Here is a 16,592-nt window from a genome sequence, read left to right on the forward strand (position 1 = left end):
ACCTGGTGTCAATACCGCCGGCAGCAGCTGCGCCGGCGCGCCGGGCGGATAGTAAACGTACAGCGGCACACCGCTGCGGCCGAAGCCCGCCAGTGCCTGCGTGATCACCGGGTCGTAGCGCGTCCAGTCGGCGCGCAGCGCCAGCACGTTCAGTGTGTCGAAACGCGCAGCCACGTCGGCGCTGTCCAGCGCCACGCGCTTGTTCACCTGGCAGGTGATGCACCAGGCGGCGGTGAAATCCACGAACACCGGCCGCCCGGCCGCCTGCGCCGTCCGCAGCGCGGCCGGCGACCACGGCTGCCAGTCAATGCCGGCGCCCGGATCCGGAGACGACGGCGACACCGGACCCGGGCGCATGGCGGCCGCCAGCCCGAGCACCGCCGCCAGACCCAGTCCGAGCAGTACCACCCCACCCGGCAACCAGCGTCGCGAACCGCGCTGCAGGTGGCCGAATCCCCAGGCCGCCAGACCCAGCGCCAGCGCCGCCAGCAGCAACAGGCCGATCGCGTCCACCCCCGACTGGCGGCCGAGCACCCAGGCCAGCCATACCGCGGTGGCGAACAGGGGAAACGCCAGCGCCTGGCGCAGCGTGACCATCCATGGCCCCGGCCGCGGCAACCGTGCGAGCAGACGCGGCGACTCGGCCAGCAACAGGTAGGGCGCCGCCATGCCCAGACCCAGGGCGGTGAACACGGCCAGCGCCTCGCCGGCCGGGCGCGCCAGCGCAAACCCCAGCGCAGCGCCCATGAACGGCGCCGTGCAGGGTGTGGCCACCAGCACGGCCAGCGCGCCGGTCATGAACGAGCCCGGATACCCGGCCGGCTGCGGCGCACTGCCGGCCAGGCGTGACAGCCCGAGACCGACCTCGAACGTGCCCAGCAGGTTGAGGCCCACCGCCGTCAGCAACAGCGCCATGGCGGCGACAAAACCCGGCGACTGCAGCTGGAACCCCCAGCCGACACCGCCGCCGGCGGCGCGCAGCGCCAGCAACAGGCCGGCCAGCAGCCAGAAGCTCACCAGCACGCCGCCCAGAAAGGCCAGGCCATGCCGGCGCACCCGGCCGGGCTCGCCGTGGGCGATCTGCACGAAACTCAACACCTTCACCGACAGCACCGGGAACACGCACGGCATCAGGTTCAGCAGCAGGCCACCGAGCGCCGCCAGCACCACGGCCAGCGCCAGACCCATGCCGTCCGCCGCCGCGGCGGCCACCGGTTGCCCCGGCGGCGGCGCCGACGAGAGCGCGCGCAGCGGCAGGTCGATGGCCAGTGCCGGCACCTGGCCGGCGGTGTCCCAGCCACGGCTGTTCACCAGCACGCCACGGATGTGTGCGACGTCGCCGGCGGCCGTCAGGGACAGACGCAGCCGCTCATCCAGGCGCTGCAGCACCTGCGGCGCGGCATGCTCGATCTGACCGGGAGTCGCGGGAAAGAACCGCACCGCGCCCGGCGCCCCCCTGGACGGCCAGGACAGATACACGGTCTCCCCGAAACGGCCGGCGCTGACCACCGGCTGCGGCAGCGCGCGCGGCACCCGGGCGCGGGCGGCGGCAATGGCACGCTGGCCGCGCGGGTCCGGCGCCGGTTGCGCCACCCACGGCAGGGTTGTGGTCACTCGCGCCTGCTCGGGCAGGCACAACTCCTTGCAGATCAGGTAGTGCACGGTGGCATCGACGGTGACCGGCCCGTCACCGGCGCGCGGCGGCGGCGTCACCGTCACCGGCAGCAGTACCGAGTCCTCGTAGCCGTACGTCACCACCGGTGGCGGCGATACCTGCTGCGGGTGCGGCCACTCGATGGCCCCGGCGTGAAAGCCGTCCGGCAATTGCCAGTCGATGCGCGGCGCCTGGCCGGAGTCACCGGCATGCAGCCAGTAGATGTGCCAGCCGCGGTCGAGTTCGAAACGCACCCCGAGCGTGAACGGCTGGCCCGGCAGCACGCCGCGCACATCGGACAGCAGCGACACGTCGGCGTGCGGCGGTTCGGCCCGCGCCAGCAGTGGCAGGGCCAGCAACACCAGCAACAGCTGCCGGATGACCTGCCGCAGGCTAGCGATCGACATGGCCCAGATCGCGGCCCGGCGCGACCCGGTCACGCACCCGCTGCTTGAGTTCCTTGATGTCCGGGAAGCGCCCTTCGCCGGCCCGCGACCAGACCGCCTGGTCATCGACGCACACGTCGAAAACACCGCCACGACCGGGCCGCAACGCCACTTCGGACAGTTCTTCCTCGAAGCTGCTGAGCAGCTCCTGCGCCATCCAGGCGGCGCGCAACAGCCAGCGGCACTGAGTGCAGTAAGTAATGGTGACGCGGTGCGCCATGGGGCTCCTTAGATCGGCTGCTTATAATGGCCGCACTCATCGCCCTTCGGGAAACCCCGTGACCACTTCAAGCACCCATCGCACGCCAATCCTGGCGGTATTTTGCGACTTCGAGAACGTGGCGCTGGGCGTGCGCGACGCCAAGTATGACCAGTTCGACATCCGAAGGGTTCTCGAGCGTCTGCTGCTGAAGGGCCCGATCGTGGTCAAGAAGGCCTACTGCGACTGGGAACGCTACAAGAAATTCAAACCGGCGATGCACGAGGCGGCGTTCGAGATGATCGAAATCCCGCACCTGCGCCAGTCCGGCAAGAACTCCGCCGACATCCGCCTGGTCGTCGACGCGCTCGACCTGTGCTACACGAAAAGTCACGTCAACACGTTCGTCATCGTCTCCGGTGATTCGGATTTCTCGCCGCTGGTGTCGAAGCTGCGCGAGAACAACAAGGAAGTGATCGGCGTCGGCGTGGCCAGCTCCACTTCGGACCTGCTGATCGCCAATTGCGACGAGTTCATCTACTACGACGACCTGGTGCGCGCCGACGCGGCCAAGAAACCGGCCCGGCGCCGCAGCCGCAAGGTGGCCGACACCCAGGCGGCTGCGGGCGAGAAGGTGGCCGGCGGCGAGCCGCCGACCGAACCGGCCGGCGAAGAGGCCGAGGCGCCCAAGCGCAAGACCCGCGCGCGCGGCGGCCGGCGCAAGACCGGCAAGGCGGAGGAGGCAGTCGCCGCTCCCGAGAGCCCTGAAGGCGATGAGCCCGCAACCCTCACGCCCGACGAACAGGCGCCGCTTGCCGACGATGGCGATGTCAACGAGGCGGCACGTTCCACCAAGGGCCTGGCGCTGATCATGGACACCTTCGCCGCCATGCTCGACGACCGCGGCGGTGACCAGAAGGTCTGGGGCTCGATGGTCAAGCAGACCCTGCGCCGTCGGCGGCCCGGCTTCAACGAACGCTTCTACGGCTTTCGCAGCTTCAATGCCATGCTCGAGGACGCCGCCGCCCGTGGCTGGCTGAGCCTGGAGAAGGACAGCCGCTCCGGCGGCTACATCCTGCACCCGCTCGAAGGCGGTTACGTGCCGGTGCCGACCGAAGACGAGGACGAGGACAGCGGCGAGATCGCCGCCGAGTGAGGGCCGCGCACGGATCGGCTCGGCCGTTAACAGGATGTTGAAAAAGGGCTTTCCTGCCTTTTTTCAACGCGGCTCGTCGCGGTACACGCCCGCGACGGCCTCCGAAGATCAAGCACTTGGCGTGCTTGATCTTCGTGCAGGCCATCCCTGCCTTGCTTTAGCAGGCCGTTGAAATGCGTTTCTCAACGGCCTGCTAAAGGCACACGCTGACCGACAGATCCCCCATCAGGTGGGTCAGTAAGCCCGAGTCCGGCGCCCGCACGGCGGCGACATAGTCCTGTGCCGCCGCGTGATCGACGTTGTCGGCCAGCACCAGCGCGCCCTCGCCAAGCCGCGGACGCAGCAACCGCAGCAACGGCAGGTACAGGCTCTTCCAGCCATCCAGCAACAGCAGGTCGACCGGCTCCGTCCGGTCCGCCAGCGTCTGCAGCGCGTCGCCTTCCCGCAGCGTCACGCAGTCCGCAAGCCCGGCCTGCGCCAGGTTGGCGCGCAACGCCCGACACTTGTCCGGATGGGCCTCGGTGGTCACCAGGTGGCCGCCGTTGTCGCGCGCGGCGGCGCCCAGATACAGCGTGCTCACACCGTAGGAGGCCCCGAACTCCACCATCCGGCGCGCCCGTGTGGCCCGCGCCAGCAGATACAGCAGACGCCCCTCATCCGGCGACACGGCCAGATAGAACTCGCCCATGCGCACCAGGCCCTCGTCCTGCGGCAGCTGGCCAGTTGCCTGCTGCTCGCGGCGCGCGGCCCAGCGGGCGGCGTCGTCGGCCGCCGCGGCATGCAACCGCTGCAACATTGTCTGTAGCTGCGGATCGTCCAGCGTGTTCATTGACACCTCACCTCACGCAATAACAGTTCGAACCCCCGGTAGCGGCGCAGTGCCTACACCAGCAACGGCGCCAGCAGCACGTAGACCACCGTGGTGGCTGTCAGCGAGGCGGTGAACAGCTCCGAGTCGAGCGAGAACCGTTCGCTGATGGCGATGCCCACCGCCACCGACGGCGCCACTGCCACCAGCAGGGTGGCAGACGCCAGTTCGCCGTCGAGGCCAAACAGGCGTACCGCCAGCACACCCACCGCAAAGCCGAGGCAGAGCCGGATCAGCAACACCGGCGCCAGCACGTCCAGGCGCGACAGCCCGCGCAGCGTGAACGTACTGCCGACCACGAACAGCAACATCGGCACCGTGGCCTGCCCCAGCACGACGAAGCTCTGCACCACGCCGTCAGGCAGCTTGATGCCACTGAGGTTCACCGCCAGCGCCAGCACCGTGGCCCAGAACGGCGGCATGCGCAGCACCACCAGGGCGCTGCGCCAGCCGACCGCCGCGCCGCCAAACCAGGCTGCCAGCACCACGCCCAGCGACCAGAACACGACCACCGTCGCGAACATGTCGTACAGCAGCGGAACACGCGCCGCCGAAGTGCCGAGCAGCGACTCGACCACCGGCAGCGCCGCCCCCAGGCCATTGCCGAAGCTGGCCGCCAGAATGGCCGCACCGGCCTGCGGCCGGGTCAGGCGGCCGACCCGCAGCATGGCGCCGAACACCAGCAGGCTGCCGCCCAGGCAAACGGCGATCACCAGCCAGCCGGCCAGCGGCACGCGCAGCAGCGTGGTGTCGGGTTGGGCGGTCAGGAACACACCCAGAATCAGTGCCGGCGCCAGCAGGTTGACCACCAGCGCGTTGACCACCTGGCGAATCTGCTGAATCGGCACACCGCCCGGCTGCAGGTGTCGCCACACCAGGCCCGAGGCCAGGATCAGGATCATCGGCAGCAGGCTTTCGTACATCACAACGCCTCGGGCCCGAAACCAGGCCGGCACACCGCGCGCCGGCCCCTGTCAGCGCCGCACGCGCGACGCCGCCGCAACGACGACGACCGCCGCCTATACCGACTCCACCGACACGCCTTCGTAGGGCAGGTTGCGACACACCTGCTCGGCCTTGGCGCGGCTGGAAAACGTCATGGCCATGTCGATCCACGGCACCCAGCACACCGGTTCGGTACTGTTGAGGTACGCCTCGCGGTCCGTGGTGCGCCGCTCGCGCTCGTAGACTTCGCCGCTCTCACGGTCCAGGAACTTGCCTTTGCTGAGGGTTTTCTTGGTCTGTTTGACGATGAGATAGGGCATGGGTCCGGGCACGGCATGACGCTTGAGGCATCTCAGAATATGAGACGAAACGGCAGTTTAGCATCGCGCCGGCCACCGCCTGCCCGACGAGTTTTGCCATAATGCGACACGCTGCCGGGCCATCGACCACGGCGGCCGGTTGCGCGACTGCCGGGCAGGACGGCCCGATGGCAGGCGCCCGGAAAAGGACTTCGGAGGGGAGACCGATGCGCGTGATCCGCACCCTGCTGCCGTGGGCGATGGCAGCAATGATCCTGGCCGGCCCGGCGGCGGCGACACCCGGCAACGTGGATGCGCCGCGCATCATCGCGGCGGACCAGGAGCCCGGCAGCTGGCTGGCCCATGGCCGCACCTACGACGAGCAACGCTTCAGCCCGCTCGACGCCATCGACGCCGACAACGTCGGCCAACTGGGCCTGGCCTGGTACGCCGATCTTGGCACCCGGCGCGGGCTGGAAGCCACTCCCCTGGTGGTCGACGGCGTCATCTACACCACCGGCGACTGGAGCCGGGTGTACGCCATCGACGCCGCCACCGGCGAGCAGATCTGGTCCTACGACCCGAAGGTCCCGCGCGCCTGGGGCGTCAACGCCTGCTGCGACGTGGTCAACCGCGGCGCGGCAGTGTGGAAGGGTCGCGTCTACGTCGGCACCATCGACGGCCGCCTGATCGCCCTCGACGCCGCCACCGGCCAGCTGGCGTGGGAAACGCTGACCATTGACCGCAGCCAGCCGTATTCCATCACCGGCGCGCCGCGCATCGTCAAGGACAAGGTCATCATCGGCAACGGCGGCGCCGAGTACGGCGTGCGCGGCTATGTGTCCGCCTACGACGCCGACACCGGCAACATGGTGTGGCGCTTCTGGACCGTGCCGGGCGACCCCGCCAAGGGGTTCGAGACACCGGACATGGAAATGGCCGCCAAGACCTGGAACCCGGGCGGCGAGTGGTGGAACAAGGGCGGCGGCGGCGGCACCGTGTGGGACTCCATGGCCTACGACCCGCAGCTCGACCTGCTGTACATCGGCGTCGGCAACGGCGCCCCGTGGAACCGCTGGGAGCGCAGCCTGGGCGAGGGTGACAACCTGTTCCTGTCGTCCATCGTGGCGCTCGACCCGGACACCGGCCGCCACGTGTGGCACTACCAGACCACGCCCAGCGAAACCTGGGACTACACCGCCACACAGCACATGATCCTGGCCGAACTGACGCTCGACGGCCAGCCGCGCAAGGTCATCATGCAGGCGCCCAAGAACGGGTTCTTCTACGTGCTGGACCGCGCCACCGGGCAGTTCATCTCGGCCGAGAACTACGTCCACGTCACCTGGGCCACGCACGTCGACCCGGTCACCGGCCGGCCGGTGGAACGCGATCCCGACCAGTACCGGGACGAGAAAAAGCTCACCTTCCCGGCCCCGTTCGGCGGCCACAACTGGCAGCCGATGTCCTACAGCCCGCTGACCGGACTGGTGTACATCCCGGCCATGGACCTGCCGTTCACCTACGCGCAGGAAAAGGGCTTCGAATACGGCCGCCACCCGTGGAACATGGCGGTCGACATGGCCGCCGCCATGCCGTCAGCCGACCAGGACCCGGCGCTGACGCGCAAGGTGATGCGGGCGGTCGCCAAGGGCCACATCGCCGCCTGGGACCCGGTGGCGCAGAGGGAGGTCTGGCGCGTGCAGCACGACGGACCGTGGAACGGCGGCATGCTGAGCACCGCCGGCAACCTCCTGTTCCAGGGCAACGCCAAGGGCGAACTGGTGGCCTACCGCGCCGACACCGGCGCGCGGCTGTGGAGCGCGCCGACGCAGTCCGGCATCGTCGCGCCGCCCATCAGCTACAGCGTGGATGGCGAACAGTACGTCGCCGTGATGGTCGGCTGGGGCGGCGCGCTGGGCCTGGCCGGCGGCATTGCGCCCATGCAGGGTGACAAGGTCGGTGGCCGGCTGCTGGCCTTCAAGCTCGGCGGCACGGCGCAGCTGCCGCCGGCCCCGCCACCGCCGGCACTGCCGCCACCGCCGCCGCAAACGGCGTCCGCCGACACCATCGCCAAGGGCCATGCGCTGTATCACGCCTACTGCTCGGTCTGTCACGGCATGAACGCCGAGGCGTCCACCCTCGCCGACCTGCGCTACATGCAGCCGGCCACGCATGCGCTGTTCGACAAGATCGTGCTCGACGGTCTGTACAAGGACCTCGGCATGGCCGGCTGGGCCAAGTACCTGAGCGCCGAGGACAGCCAGGCCATCCACGCCTACCTGATCGAGCGTGCACACCAGACACAGCGCGAGCACCAGGGCGGCTGGTGGCTGGCGGTCAAGGAGTGGGCCTACGGCGTGCTGGCGACGCTGATCGCCTGGTTCATAAAGCTGACTGCCTGAAGCGCATGCGTTTGCGACCCAATGCGGCAGCCATGCTGCTGCTCGCCGGCGCCACTGCGAGCGCACCGCCCGCGCCGGCGGCCGAGCCGGCCATGCCGCCGCTGGTGGTGACCATCGCCGCCCCGCGCGACATCACGCAGTGGACCGCCGCCGGCAGCGGCAGCCGCATCGAGGCGGCCGACATCGCCCGCACGCGCCCCACACATGCCAGTGAGCTGTTCGCCCGTGTGCCGGGCGTGTGGATCAGCCGCGGTGACGGCCAGGAAAGCCTGATCGCCATCCGCTCGCCGGTGCTCACCGGTGCCGGCGCCTGCGGCGCGTTCCAGATCCTCGAGGACGGCATCCCCATCCGCCCGGCCGGTTTCTGCAACGTGAACCAGCTGTTCGAGGTCGACTTCGCCCAGGCAGCGGCGGTCGAGGTGGCACGTGGCCCGGCCAGCAGCCAGTACGGCGCCAATGCGCTGCACGGCGCCATCAACGTGGTCTCGCCAAAGCCCGGATTACAGCCGTGGACGCTGGGCCTCGAAGCCGGTGCGGACGACACCGTCACCGGCCACCTGTCGACCGGATCGGCGCACTGGCGCCTCGACGCCCGCGGCTCGGACACGCACGGCTTTCGTGACGCCACACCGACCGGCGAGCAGAAACTCGGCATCGGCCACGCGACCACGGTTGGCCGCTGGCAGGTGCAAAGCCGGCTCGCCGCCAGCAACCTCAACCAGGAAACCGCCGGCTACATCCTGGGCAAGGATGCCTACCGCGACGCCGGCCTGCGGCGCGACAACCTGAATCCGGAGGCCTACCGCGACGCGGCCTCGGCCCGCATCCACAGCGCCTGGCGCACCGCCGTCGATACCGATACGGCGCTGTCCATCACGCCGTACGCCCGCTGGTCGCGCATGCAGTTTCTGCAGCACTACCTGCCCGGCCAGCCGACCGAGGAAAACGGCCAGCGCAGCGCCGGCCTGCTGCTGGACCTGCACCACCGCCTGGCCGGCGGTGGCGACTGGCGCGGCGGACTGGCGTTCGAGTACGCGCAGGGCTTCGTCACGGAAACCCAGGCGCGGCCACTCACCACCGGGTCGGCCTTCCTGCAGGCCACCCGCCCGGCCGGCGTGCACTATGACTTCGAGGTCAGCTCACGGCTGGCGGCGCTGTGGCAGTCGCTGGACCTGCCGCTGGACGCCGCCGGTGACTGGCGCCTGCTGCCCAGCGTGCGCGTCGAGTATCTGGACTACGACTACGACAACCACGCCCTGACCGGCAACACGCGCGACGACGGCACCCCCTGCGGCTTCGGCGGCTGTCTGCACAACCGCCCGGCGGACCGTGAGGACCGCTTCACCAATGTCGCCGGCCGGCTCGGACTGCGTTACGGCGACCTCGCGCGCGGACAGTGGCACGCCGCCTGGTCGAGCGGCTTTCGCCCGCCCCAGGCCACCGAGCTGTACCGGCTGCAGCGTGGGCAGGACACCGCCGACCTCGACTCCGAGCGCCTGCAGGGCGTGGAAGTCGGCTATCGACGCGCCTGGGCCGACCTGCAGATCGGCGTGACCGCGTTCGGCATGAAGAAGACCCATTTCATCTTCACCGACGCCCAGGGGTTCAACGTCAGCGACGGCCGGACACGCCATTTCGGCCTCGAAACGGAAGCCGCCTGGCGACCGGCGTCGCGTCACACGCTCAGCCTTGCCGCCAGCCTGGCGCGCCACCGGTACGCCTTCGACCGCGCCGTCGGCGGCGGCGAGACCATCGAGCACGGCGACGAGATCGACACCGCCCCCCCGTTCATGGCCACCGCCCGCTGGCTGTACCGGCCGCGACGCGACCTGACGCTGGAGCTGGAGGGCATCCGCATGGGCCCGTATTACCTGAATGCCGCCAACACCGCCCGCTACGACGGCCATACCCTGCTGAACCTGCGCGCCGACTGGGCGGCCAGTTCACGCACCCTGCTGTTCGCGCGCATCACCAACCTCACCGGCCGCGACTACGCCGAGCGGGCGGACTTCGCCTTCGGCAATCACCGCTACTTCCCCGGCCAGCCGCGGCGGCTGTTCATCGGTATCGAGTGGACGCCCTGAGCACCACCCCAGCCTGACCGGTGCGCACAAAAAAGGCCCCGGCGGGCGCGTTGCCGCCGGGGCCCATACCCTGCCGGCCGTTCAGGCCGCTTCGGAATAGACGTGAATCGGCTCGATGGCGTCGTTCATCAGCTCCTGGTGGATGGCCTCGACCTCGTCGTCGCTGAGCGGATACAGGAACTGCTCGTTGCGTTGCAGCACCTCGAGATGGCGCATGTGCCGCAGGGCACGGAACATGTCCTCGAGGTCCACGCCGAACTCCGGCGAGTAGTCAGCGCAGATTTCCTTCAGTTCCTGCGGGCCGTGGCGCAACTCGTCGATGGCGATGCCCCGCTGCACCTTGGCCGCCTCGCGGAAGAAATCGTCCTGCGGCGGCAGCTGGCTCATGGCCCAGTGAAAACCGCCGGCCGCGCCCTCGCCGGTGGCACTGAACACCCGCGCCACCCACGGGTGCTTGCCCTTGGCGTAGGCGCCCATGTTGGCGATGTAAGCGAAGTTGGCCGGCCAGCGGTCCCTTTGTGCCAGCATCGGGGCGTCCGGTTCCAGGCCGTTGGGGCCGACGTTGGCCAGCACGTAGCTGTAGATGTGGTCCACCGGAATGGGCGTGTCCTTGCCGATGGTGCGGTTCAACAGGTTGTAGTAGCCCTGATAGTGGGCCACTTCTTCCTTGATGGTCTGGAACTTCTCGTCCATGTCGCGGCCGTCCATGCCGCCGCGGATGGCCGCCTTGGCAAGGTCGGCATGCAGCAGGATGGCGCCGAACTCCTTGCCCATCTGCACGCACAACCAGTGCATGTCACGCTCGGGCGTGCGCCGGGCGATGTAGGCGTCGACCACCTTTTTCACCGCCGCCGTGCCCTGCTCCAGGATGCGGATGATCTCCTGCTCGATCTGCTGCGCGCTGTGGCTCATGTCTCTCATCCTCGTAATTGTGTCGTTCGGTGTCGTTCAGGCAGGCACCGGTACTCGCATGCTGCCCCGCGCCACGACCACACGTCAACGGTCGTTCAGCAAGCCCGCCACCAGCGCGGTTGACGACCGTCAAGACCCGCCCGGCCCAGACCCCCAGAATGCCTGCCAAACAGCCGGCCAGGCGCCGGCGTTGTCGTGCCAACACTCACGGGGAACATCAATGGACGCACGCAGCAGCACGGGCAACGTGAATCTGGCCGGTTACATCGACGACCGGATCGACGAGGGCGTGGTGCGGGTCGACCGCTCCATCTTCACCGACCCGGAGCTCTTCGAACTGGAGATGGAGCGGATCTGGGAAGGCAACTGGATTTACCTGGCCCACGAGAGCCAGATCCCCAACCCGAACGACTTCATGACCCTGTTCATGGGGCGCCAGCCGGTGATCCTGGTGCGCAGCCCGGAAGGCGAGGTCAACGCCTTCATCAACGCCTGCGGCCACCGCGGCACCACGCTGGTGCGCGAAATGCGCGGCAACCGCGCCGACTACAGCTGCCCGTTCCACGGCTGGGTGTTCGACACCCGCGGCGATGCCGTGGTGGTGTTCAAGGAAAAGGGGGCCGGCTACCCGGACTGCTTCGACAAGAAGAACTACGGCCTGACCCGGGTGGCGCGCGTGCAAAGCTACCGCGGCTTCATCTTCGGCAGCCTGAACGCGGACGTGCTGCCGCTGGAGCAGCACCTCGGCCCGGCGGCCACCTGCATCGACCTGCTGGCCGACCAGAGTCCCGAGGGTCTCGAAGTGCTCAAGGGCTCGTCCACCTACACCTTCAAGGGCAACTGGAAGATCCAGGCCGAAAACGGTGTCGACGGCTATCACCTCTACGCCACGCACGGCAACTACGTGATGACCACCGAGCACCGGCGCAAGCTGCGCGGCGACGCCGACCCGGTCAAGGCCATGCAGGTGGGCGGCATCGACAAGAAAAAGGGCGGCTTCTTCGACCTTGGCCACGGCCACGTCATGCTGTGGGGCGACTTTCCGAACCCGCAGGACCGTCCCAACCACGACCAGCTGGCGACCTACACCGAGCAATTCGGCGCCGAGCGGGCGCACTGGATGGTGGCGCGCCTGCGCAACCTGCTGCTGTACCCGAACGTGTTCCTGATGGACCAGACCTCGTCGCAGATCCGCGTGTTCCGCCCCATCTCGGTGGACGAGACCGAGGTCACCATCTACGGCATCGCGCCCAAGGGCGAGGACCCGAAGAACCGCACCCACCGCATCCGCCAGTGGGAAGACTTCTTCAACGCCTCGGGCATGGCGACGCCGGACGACATCATGGAGTTCACGCAAAGCCAGATCGCCTTCAAGGCCAAGGCGGCGCGCTGGAACGACGTGTCGCGCGGCCTGAAGCACGTGCACTTCAACACGCCGAGCGAGGACGCCGCCTCGCTGGGCATCGAGGTGCAGTCCTTCGGCACCAAGCTGGAGGACGAGGGAATCATGGCCGCCCAGCACCGCTGGTGGCTGGAGACCCTCAGCCGCGGCCCCCAGGGCTGACACCGTCAACGGACCGAGACATCACGCCATGCAATACGAAACGACCCAGGCCTGCACCGACCTGCTGTACACCGAGGCGCGCCGCCTGGACCAGCGCGACTGGGACGGCTGGCTGGACCTGTACCTGCCGGAAGCGACGTTCTGGATTCCCATGTGGGACACCGAGCACGAGCTGACCACCGATCCGCAAAGCCAGCTGTCGCTGATGTGGTACGGCGACCGCACGGGGCTGGAAGACCGGGTGTTCCGCATCCGCACCGGCATGTCCTCGGCCTCCACGCCGCTGCCGCGCACCGTGCACCAGATCAGCAACATCCTGGTCGAACCGCACGGTGACGGCGACCTCATGGTCTACTCCAACTGCCAGACCATGAGCTACCGGCACAAGACCATCGACACCTTCTACTGCCACTACGAGCACCGCCTGCGCCCGGTGGCCGGCACGCTGAAAATCGCCGCCAAGAAGATCATCGTCGCCAACGATCTGATCCGCGACGTGCTGGACTTCTACCGCGTCTGAGGCGGCGGCCCACGCGCTTCGACACGCCGCGTCGCCGTATCCGCCCGGCGGCGCGGCGTTTCTTGTCGGTCAATCCTGCGGCGGCGTGCCGGACCCCTCGGCCTCGTCGGACCCCAACGCATCCCAGCGGCCATTGCGATAGGCATGCAGCGGCCGGTAGCGGCTCTTGTAGGCCATCTTGTCCGACTCAGCGATCCAGTAGCCCAGGTACAGCCACGGCAGCTGGCGCCGGCGGCACTCCTCGATCAGCCGCAACACGCCGAAGGTGCCCAGGCTGCGACGGGCGAGCGCGGCGTCGTCCGCCTCGTAGAAGGTGTACACGGCCGACAGGCCCTGCGGCAGCTGGTCGATCACGCTGACCATCAACAGCCGCCCGTCCAGCCGGTACTCCAGGCTGGAGGTGTTGATGAAGCGGCTGCGCAGGAACTCCAGCTGCTCGCGCGAGTCGCGCACGGTGACGCGGCCGTCGTGCCGCGCCTGCTGGTAACGGTGGTACAGGTCGAGGTGCTCGGGTCCGAACTCCGTCCGCGCGGCGGTGACCTCCAGGTCCGAGTTGCGCTGCCAGGCACGACGCTGGGCGCGACTGGGCACGAAATCGTCCACCGGAATGCGCACCGGCACGCAGGCATTGCAGCCACGGCAGTGCGGCCGGTAGACGTTGTCGCCGCTGCGCCGGAAGCCGTAGTCGATGAGCCGGGCGTAGGTATCGGTGTCGATGATCTTGTTCGGGTCGGCGAACAGCATGACCGCCTCGCGATCGGGCAGGTAGCTGCACGCCTGCGGCTCGGTGGAGAAGAAAAACAGCCGCCCGAAACGGGTGTTAAAGATCATCATCGACGTGCCAGGGTCCGCGTGGGTCCGGTGCTCGGGCGAGTTGATCGAGCCATGTTAAGAACTCCGCCCGTGGCATGTCCACGGCACCAAGGCTGGCCAGGTGCCCGGAACCGACCTGGCAGTCGATCAATCGCCCGCCGTGACCAAGCAAGTACTGAACCAGGTGCGCGAACGCCACCTTGGATGCATCGGTCCGCCGGCTGAACATGGACTCGCCGAAAAACACCTGCCCCAGCGCCACGCCATACAGGCCGCCGACCAGTGCGCCGTCCTGCCATGCCTCCACGCTGTGGGCGACGCCAAGCCGGTGCAGCGCGCCGTAGGCGCCCGCCATGGCCGGCGTGATCCAGGTGCCACTGGCGCCCGGCCGCGGCGCCGCGCAGGCGGCGACCACGGCGTCGAACGCCGTGTCGAACGTGACCGCAAACTCGCCGCGCACCAGACGCCGGCGCAGGCTGCGCGAGGGCGCGAACGCCTGCGGCCGCAGCACCGCCCGTGGCTGCGGCGTCCACCACAGGATCGGATCACCCTCGCTGAACCACGGAAAGATGCCGCGCCGGTAGGCGTCGATGAGCGTGTCCGGCGCCAGGTCACCGCCGGCGGCCAGCAAGCCGTTCGGCTCGTCCAGCGCCTCCTCGGCCGGCGGCCAGCCCGCCTGCCAGCGCCGCCGCGCCACCCAGAGCAGGCGCGGCCCGCTCAAGGCTGCTCGCGGCGAAACGGCGAATGCTCCGCCAACAGGTCGCGGTAACGCGCCATCTCGTCGGTCTCCTCGGCCAGATAGTCGGCCACCGCGTCGGCGAAACGCGGCTCGGCCAGCCAGTGCACCGAGTGGGTCTGCACCGGCAGGAAACCGCGGCTGAGCTTGTGTTCACCCTGCGCGCCGGCCTCGAAGCGGGACAGGCCCTGCTCGATGCAGTATTCGATGGCGCGGTAATAGCAGGTCTCGAAATGCAGGCTGTGATAGTCGGCCAGGCAGCCCCAGTAGCGGCCGTACAGGGCGTCATCACCCCGCAGGTTGAGTGCACCGGCCACGTAGCGCCCGCCGCGCACCGCCAGCAGGAGTACCACCGCGTCGGCCAGCGTCTCGCCCAGGCGTTCGAAAAACCCCGCGCTCAGGTACGGAATCGCACCGTGGCGGGCCACCGTGGCACGGTAGAAACCGTACATGGCCGCCCACTCGGCGTCACCGGCCGCGGTGCCCGGAACCACGCGCAGTTCGATGCCGGCCTCGGCCACCTGCCGGCGTTCGCGGCGGACCTTCTTGCGCTTCTCGGCGGTCAGGGCGGCCAGGTAATCGTCAAAGGTGCCGTAGGCGCGGTTTTCCCAGTGGAACTGATAGCCACTGCGAGCCAGCCACTGACCGCCGGTCAGCGCCGCCGTCTGGCGCGGCGGCGTGAACAGCCAGTGCACGGACGAGGCGTTCAGGGCCTGCGCCTGCCCGATCAGCGCCTGGCCGGCCGTCTCCAGCAGGGCGGCCTCGTCGGCACCGGGCGCCAGCAGCAGGCGTGGGCCGGCCACCGGCGTGAACGGCACCGCCACCACCAGCTTGGGGTAGTAGCGCAGTCCGGCGCGCTGGTAGGCGTTGGCCCAGGCCCAGTCGAACACGTACTCGCCGTAGGAGTGTTCCTTCACGTACACCGGCGCCGCCGCCAGCAAACGGCCGCCCTGCTCGATCAGCAAATGCCGGCTGTGCCAGCCCGAGCGTGCGTCCACGCAGCCGGCGTCCTCCAGCGCCTTCAGGAAGGCATGGCGCAGGAAGGGATTGCCGCCCAGCTGCAGGGCGTCCCAGGCGGCCGGCGGTACGGCACTGAGGCTGTCGACGAAGCGTACGGTCGATCCGGCGGACACGGGGGCGGACTTGCAGGCGATGGAAGCAGACCGCAAGGGTACCAGCCGCCTTCGCCGCGACGGCATGCTGCTAGAATCGCCGGCACCTGAGGAGCGCTGCAACGGGTCTTCCCGCCAGGCTCAGGCCGTCCAACTGCGCTCGCCACCCCGTGCACCGCGGCGGGAGCGAGCTGTCAATCGAGCCCCCCGCCCGGTCGCCCGAACTCCGGAGTGACCGCATGAACGCCATTCAGAAACCGCACGACTTCCTCGTCGCCGACCTGGCGCTGGCCGACTGGGGACGCAAGGAAATCGCCATCGCCGAGAGCGAAATGCCCGGCCTGATGGCCATTCGCACCGAGTACGCCGCCCGCAAGCCGCTGGCCGGCGCCCGCATCGCCGGCTCGCTGCACATGACCATCCAGACGGCGGTACTGATCGAAACCCTGCAGGCGCTGGGTGCGCAGGTGCGCTGGGCGTCGTGCAACATCTTCTCGACCCAGGACCATGCCGCGGCGGCCATCGCCGCCACCGGCACGCCGGTGTTCGCCGTCAAGGGCGAGACGCTGGACGAATACTGGGCCTACACGCACCGCATCTTCGAGTTCGAGGACGGCGCCGACATGATCCTGTACGACGGCGGTGACGCCACGCTGCTGCTGATCCTGGGCGCCCGTGCCGAACGCGACACCAGCCTCCTCGACAACCCGCAGAACGAAGAAGAGGTGGCCCTGTACAAGGCCATCCGCGAGCGTCTGGCGGTCGACCCGACCTGGTACAGCCGCCAGCTGGCCGGCATCCGCGGCGTGACCGAGGAAACCACCACCGGCGTCAAGCGCCTGTACCAGATGGCGACCGACGGCGAGCTGCCGTTCCCGG

At 69.0% G+C, this 16,592-nt stretch carries 14 protein-coding genes, 1 pseudogene and 1 riboswitch; of the genes and pseudogenes, 6 read left to right on the plus strand and 9 right to left on the minus strand.

Annotated elements, in window-relative coordinates:
• The coding region (locus ABYX71_RS05295; RefSeq protein ID WP_372695463.1) for a protein-disulfide reductase DsbD family protein at positions 1–2,061 on the minus strand (2,061 nt) is incomplete at its 3' end.
• Positions 2,048–2,320 carry a SelT/SelW/SelH family protein gene (locus ABYX71_RS05300; RefSeq protein ID WP_372695464.1) on the minus strand — a complete coding sequence of 91 codons (273 nt, stop codon included), beginning with the start codon at positions 2,318–2,320 and terminating at the stop codon, positions 2,048–2,050. The genes ABYX71_RS05295 and ABYX71_RS05300, both read right to left, overlap by 14 nt.
• A 91-nt stretch (positions 2,321–2,411) precedes the next feature.
• On the opposite strand from ABYX71_RS05300, the pseudogene ABYX71_RS05305 reads away from it, so the two are divergent.
• A pseudogene (locus ABYX71_RS05305) lies at positions 2,412–2,858 on the plus strand (NYN domain-containing protein); the annotation flags it as partial.
• Between the two features lie 790 nt (positions 2,859–3,648).
• Here ABYX71_RS05305 and ABYX71_RS05310 read toward each other — a convergent pair.
• The 3 genes from ABYX71_RS05310 to ABYX71_RS05320 form a co-directional block, all read right to left on the minus strand.
• The gene (locus ABYX71_RS05310) at positions 3,649–4,284 is read right to left on the minus strand and encodes an O-methyltransferase (protein WP_372695465.1); all 636 of its coding nucleotides are present in this window, start codon (positions 4,282–4,284) and stop codon (positions 3,649–3,651) included.
• Positions 4,285–4,337: 53 nt separating this feature from the next.
• A complete protein-coding gene (locus ABYX71_RS05315) occupies positions 4,338–5,246 on the minus strand; it encodes an AEC family transporter (protein ID WP_372695466.1) in 909 nt (302 codons plus the stop codon).
• A 96-nt stretch (positions 5,247–5,342) separates the two neighbouring features.
• On the minus strand, positions 5,343–5,588 hold the full coding sequence (locus ABYX71_RS05320; RefSeq protein WP_372695467.1) for a hypothetical protein: 246 nt from the start codon (positions 5,586–5,588) through the stop codon (positions 5,343–5,345).
• A 206-nt stretch (positions 5,589–5,794) separates the two neighbouring features.
• Between ABYX71_RS05320 and ABYX71_RS05325 the strand changes: the two genes are divergently transcribed.
• On the plus strand, positions 5,795–7,972 hold the full coding sequence (locus tag ABYX71_RS05325; protein WP_372695468.1) for a PQQ-dependent dehydrogenase, methanol/ethanol family: 2,178 nt from the start codon (positions 5,795–5,797) through the stop codon (positions 7,970–7,972).
• 32 nt (positions 7,973–8,004) lie between these two features.
• Positions 8,005–10,056 carry a TonB-dependent receptor gene (locus tag ABYX71_RS05330; protein ID WP_372695469.1) on the plus strand — a complete coding sequence of 684 codons (2,052 nt, stop codon included), beginning with the start codon at positions 8,005–8,007 and terminating at the stop codon, positions 10,054–10,056.
• An 81-nt stretch (positions 10,057–10,137) separates the two neighbouring features.
• Here the strand turns inward: ABYX71_RS05330 and ABYX71_RS05335 are convergent, their stop codons facing one another.
• Positions 10,138–10,968, minus strand: coding sequence for a hypothetical protein (locus ABYX71_RS05335; protein ID WP_372695470.1), 831 nt, complete (start codon positions 10,966–10,968; stop codon positions 10,138–10,140).
• A gap of 220 nt (positions 10,969–11,188) precedes the next feature.
• On the opposite strand from ABYX71_RS05335, the gene ABYX71_RS05340 reads away from it, so the two are divergent.
• Together ABYX71_RS05340 and ABYX71_RS05345 are read left to right on the plus strand one after the other, a co-directional pair.
• Positions 11,189–12,532: a Rieske 2Fe-2S domain-containing protein gene (locus ABYX71_RS05340; protein ID WP_372695471.1), complete on the plus strand. Its 1,344-nt coding sequence runs from the start codon at positions 11,189–11,191 to the stop codon at positions 12,530–12,532.
• A gap of 28 nt (positions 12,533–12,560) precedes the next feature.
• Positions 12,561–13,052: an aromatic-ring-hydroxylating dioxygenase subunit beta gene (locus ABYX71_RS05345; RefSeq protein ID WP_372695472.1), complete on the plus strand. Its 492-nt coding sequence runs from the start codon at positions 12,561–12,563 to the stop codon at positions 13,050–13,052.
• A 69-nt stretch (positions 13,053–13,121) separates the two neighbouring features.
• Here ABYX71_RS05345 and ABYX71_RS05350 read toward each other — a convergent pair whose 3' ends face one another.
• From ABYX71_RS05350 to ABYX71_RS05360, 3 genes are read right to left on the minus strand one after another with little or no spacing between them, the layout of a single operon-like run.
• Positions 13,122–13,883: an arginyltransferase gene (locus tag ABYX71_RS05350; protein ID WP_372695476.1), complete on the minus strand. Its 762-nt coding sequence runs from the start codon at positions 13,881–13,883 to the stop codon at positions 13,122–13,124.
• A complete protein-coding gene (aat, locus tag ABYX71_RS05355) occupies positions 13,873–14,586 on the minus strand; it encodes a leucyl/phenylalanyl-tRNA--protein transferase (protein ID WP_372695473.1) in 714 nt (237 codons plus the stop codon). Before aat ends, ABYX71_RS05350 begins: the two co-directional genes overlap by 11 nt.
• Complete coding sequence (locus ABYX71_RS05360) at positions 14,583–15,734, minus strand: GNAT family N-acetyltransferase (RefSeq protein ID WP_372695474.1); 1,152 nt, start codon at positions 15,732–15,734, stop codon at positions 14,583–14,585. The genes aat and ABYX71_RS05360 overlap by 4 nt, the downstream gene beginning before the upstream one ends.
• 83 nt (positions 15,735–15,817) lie before the next feature.
• Positions 15,818–15,882, plus strand: a riboswitch (S-adenosyl-L-homocysteine riboswitch).
• Positions 15,883–15,952: 70 nt separating this feature from the next.
• Here ABYX71_RS05360 and ABYX71_RS05365 point away from each other — a divergent pair.
• Positions 15,953–16,592: adenosylhomocysteinase (locus ABYX71_RS05365; RefSeq protein ID WP_372695475.1), on the plus strand; the 640-nt coding region annotated here is incomplete at its 3' end.

Source organism: Immundisolibacter sp. (assembly GCF_041625615.1).
GTDB lineage: Bacteria > Pseudomonadota > Gammaproteobacteria > Immundisolibacterales > Immundisolibacteraceae > Immundisolibacter.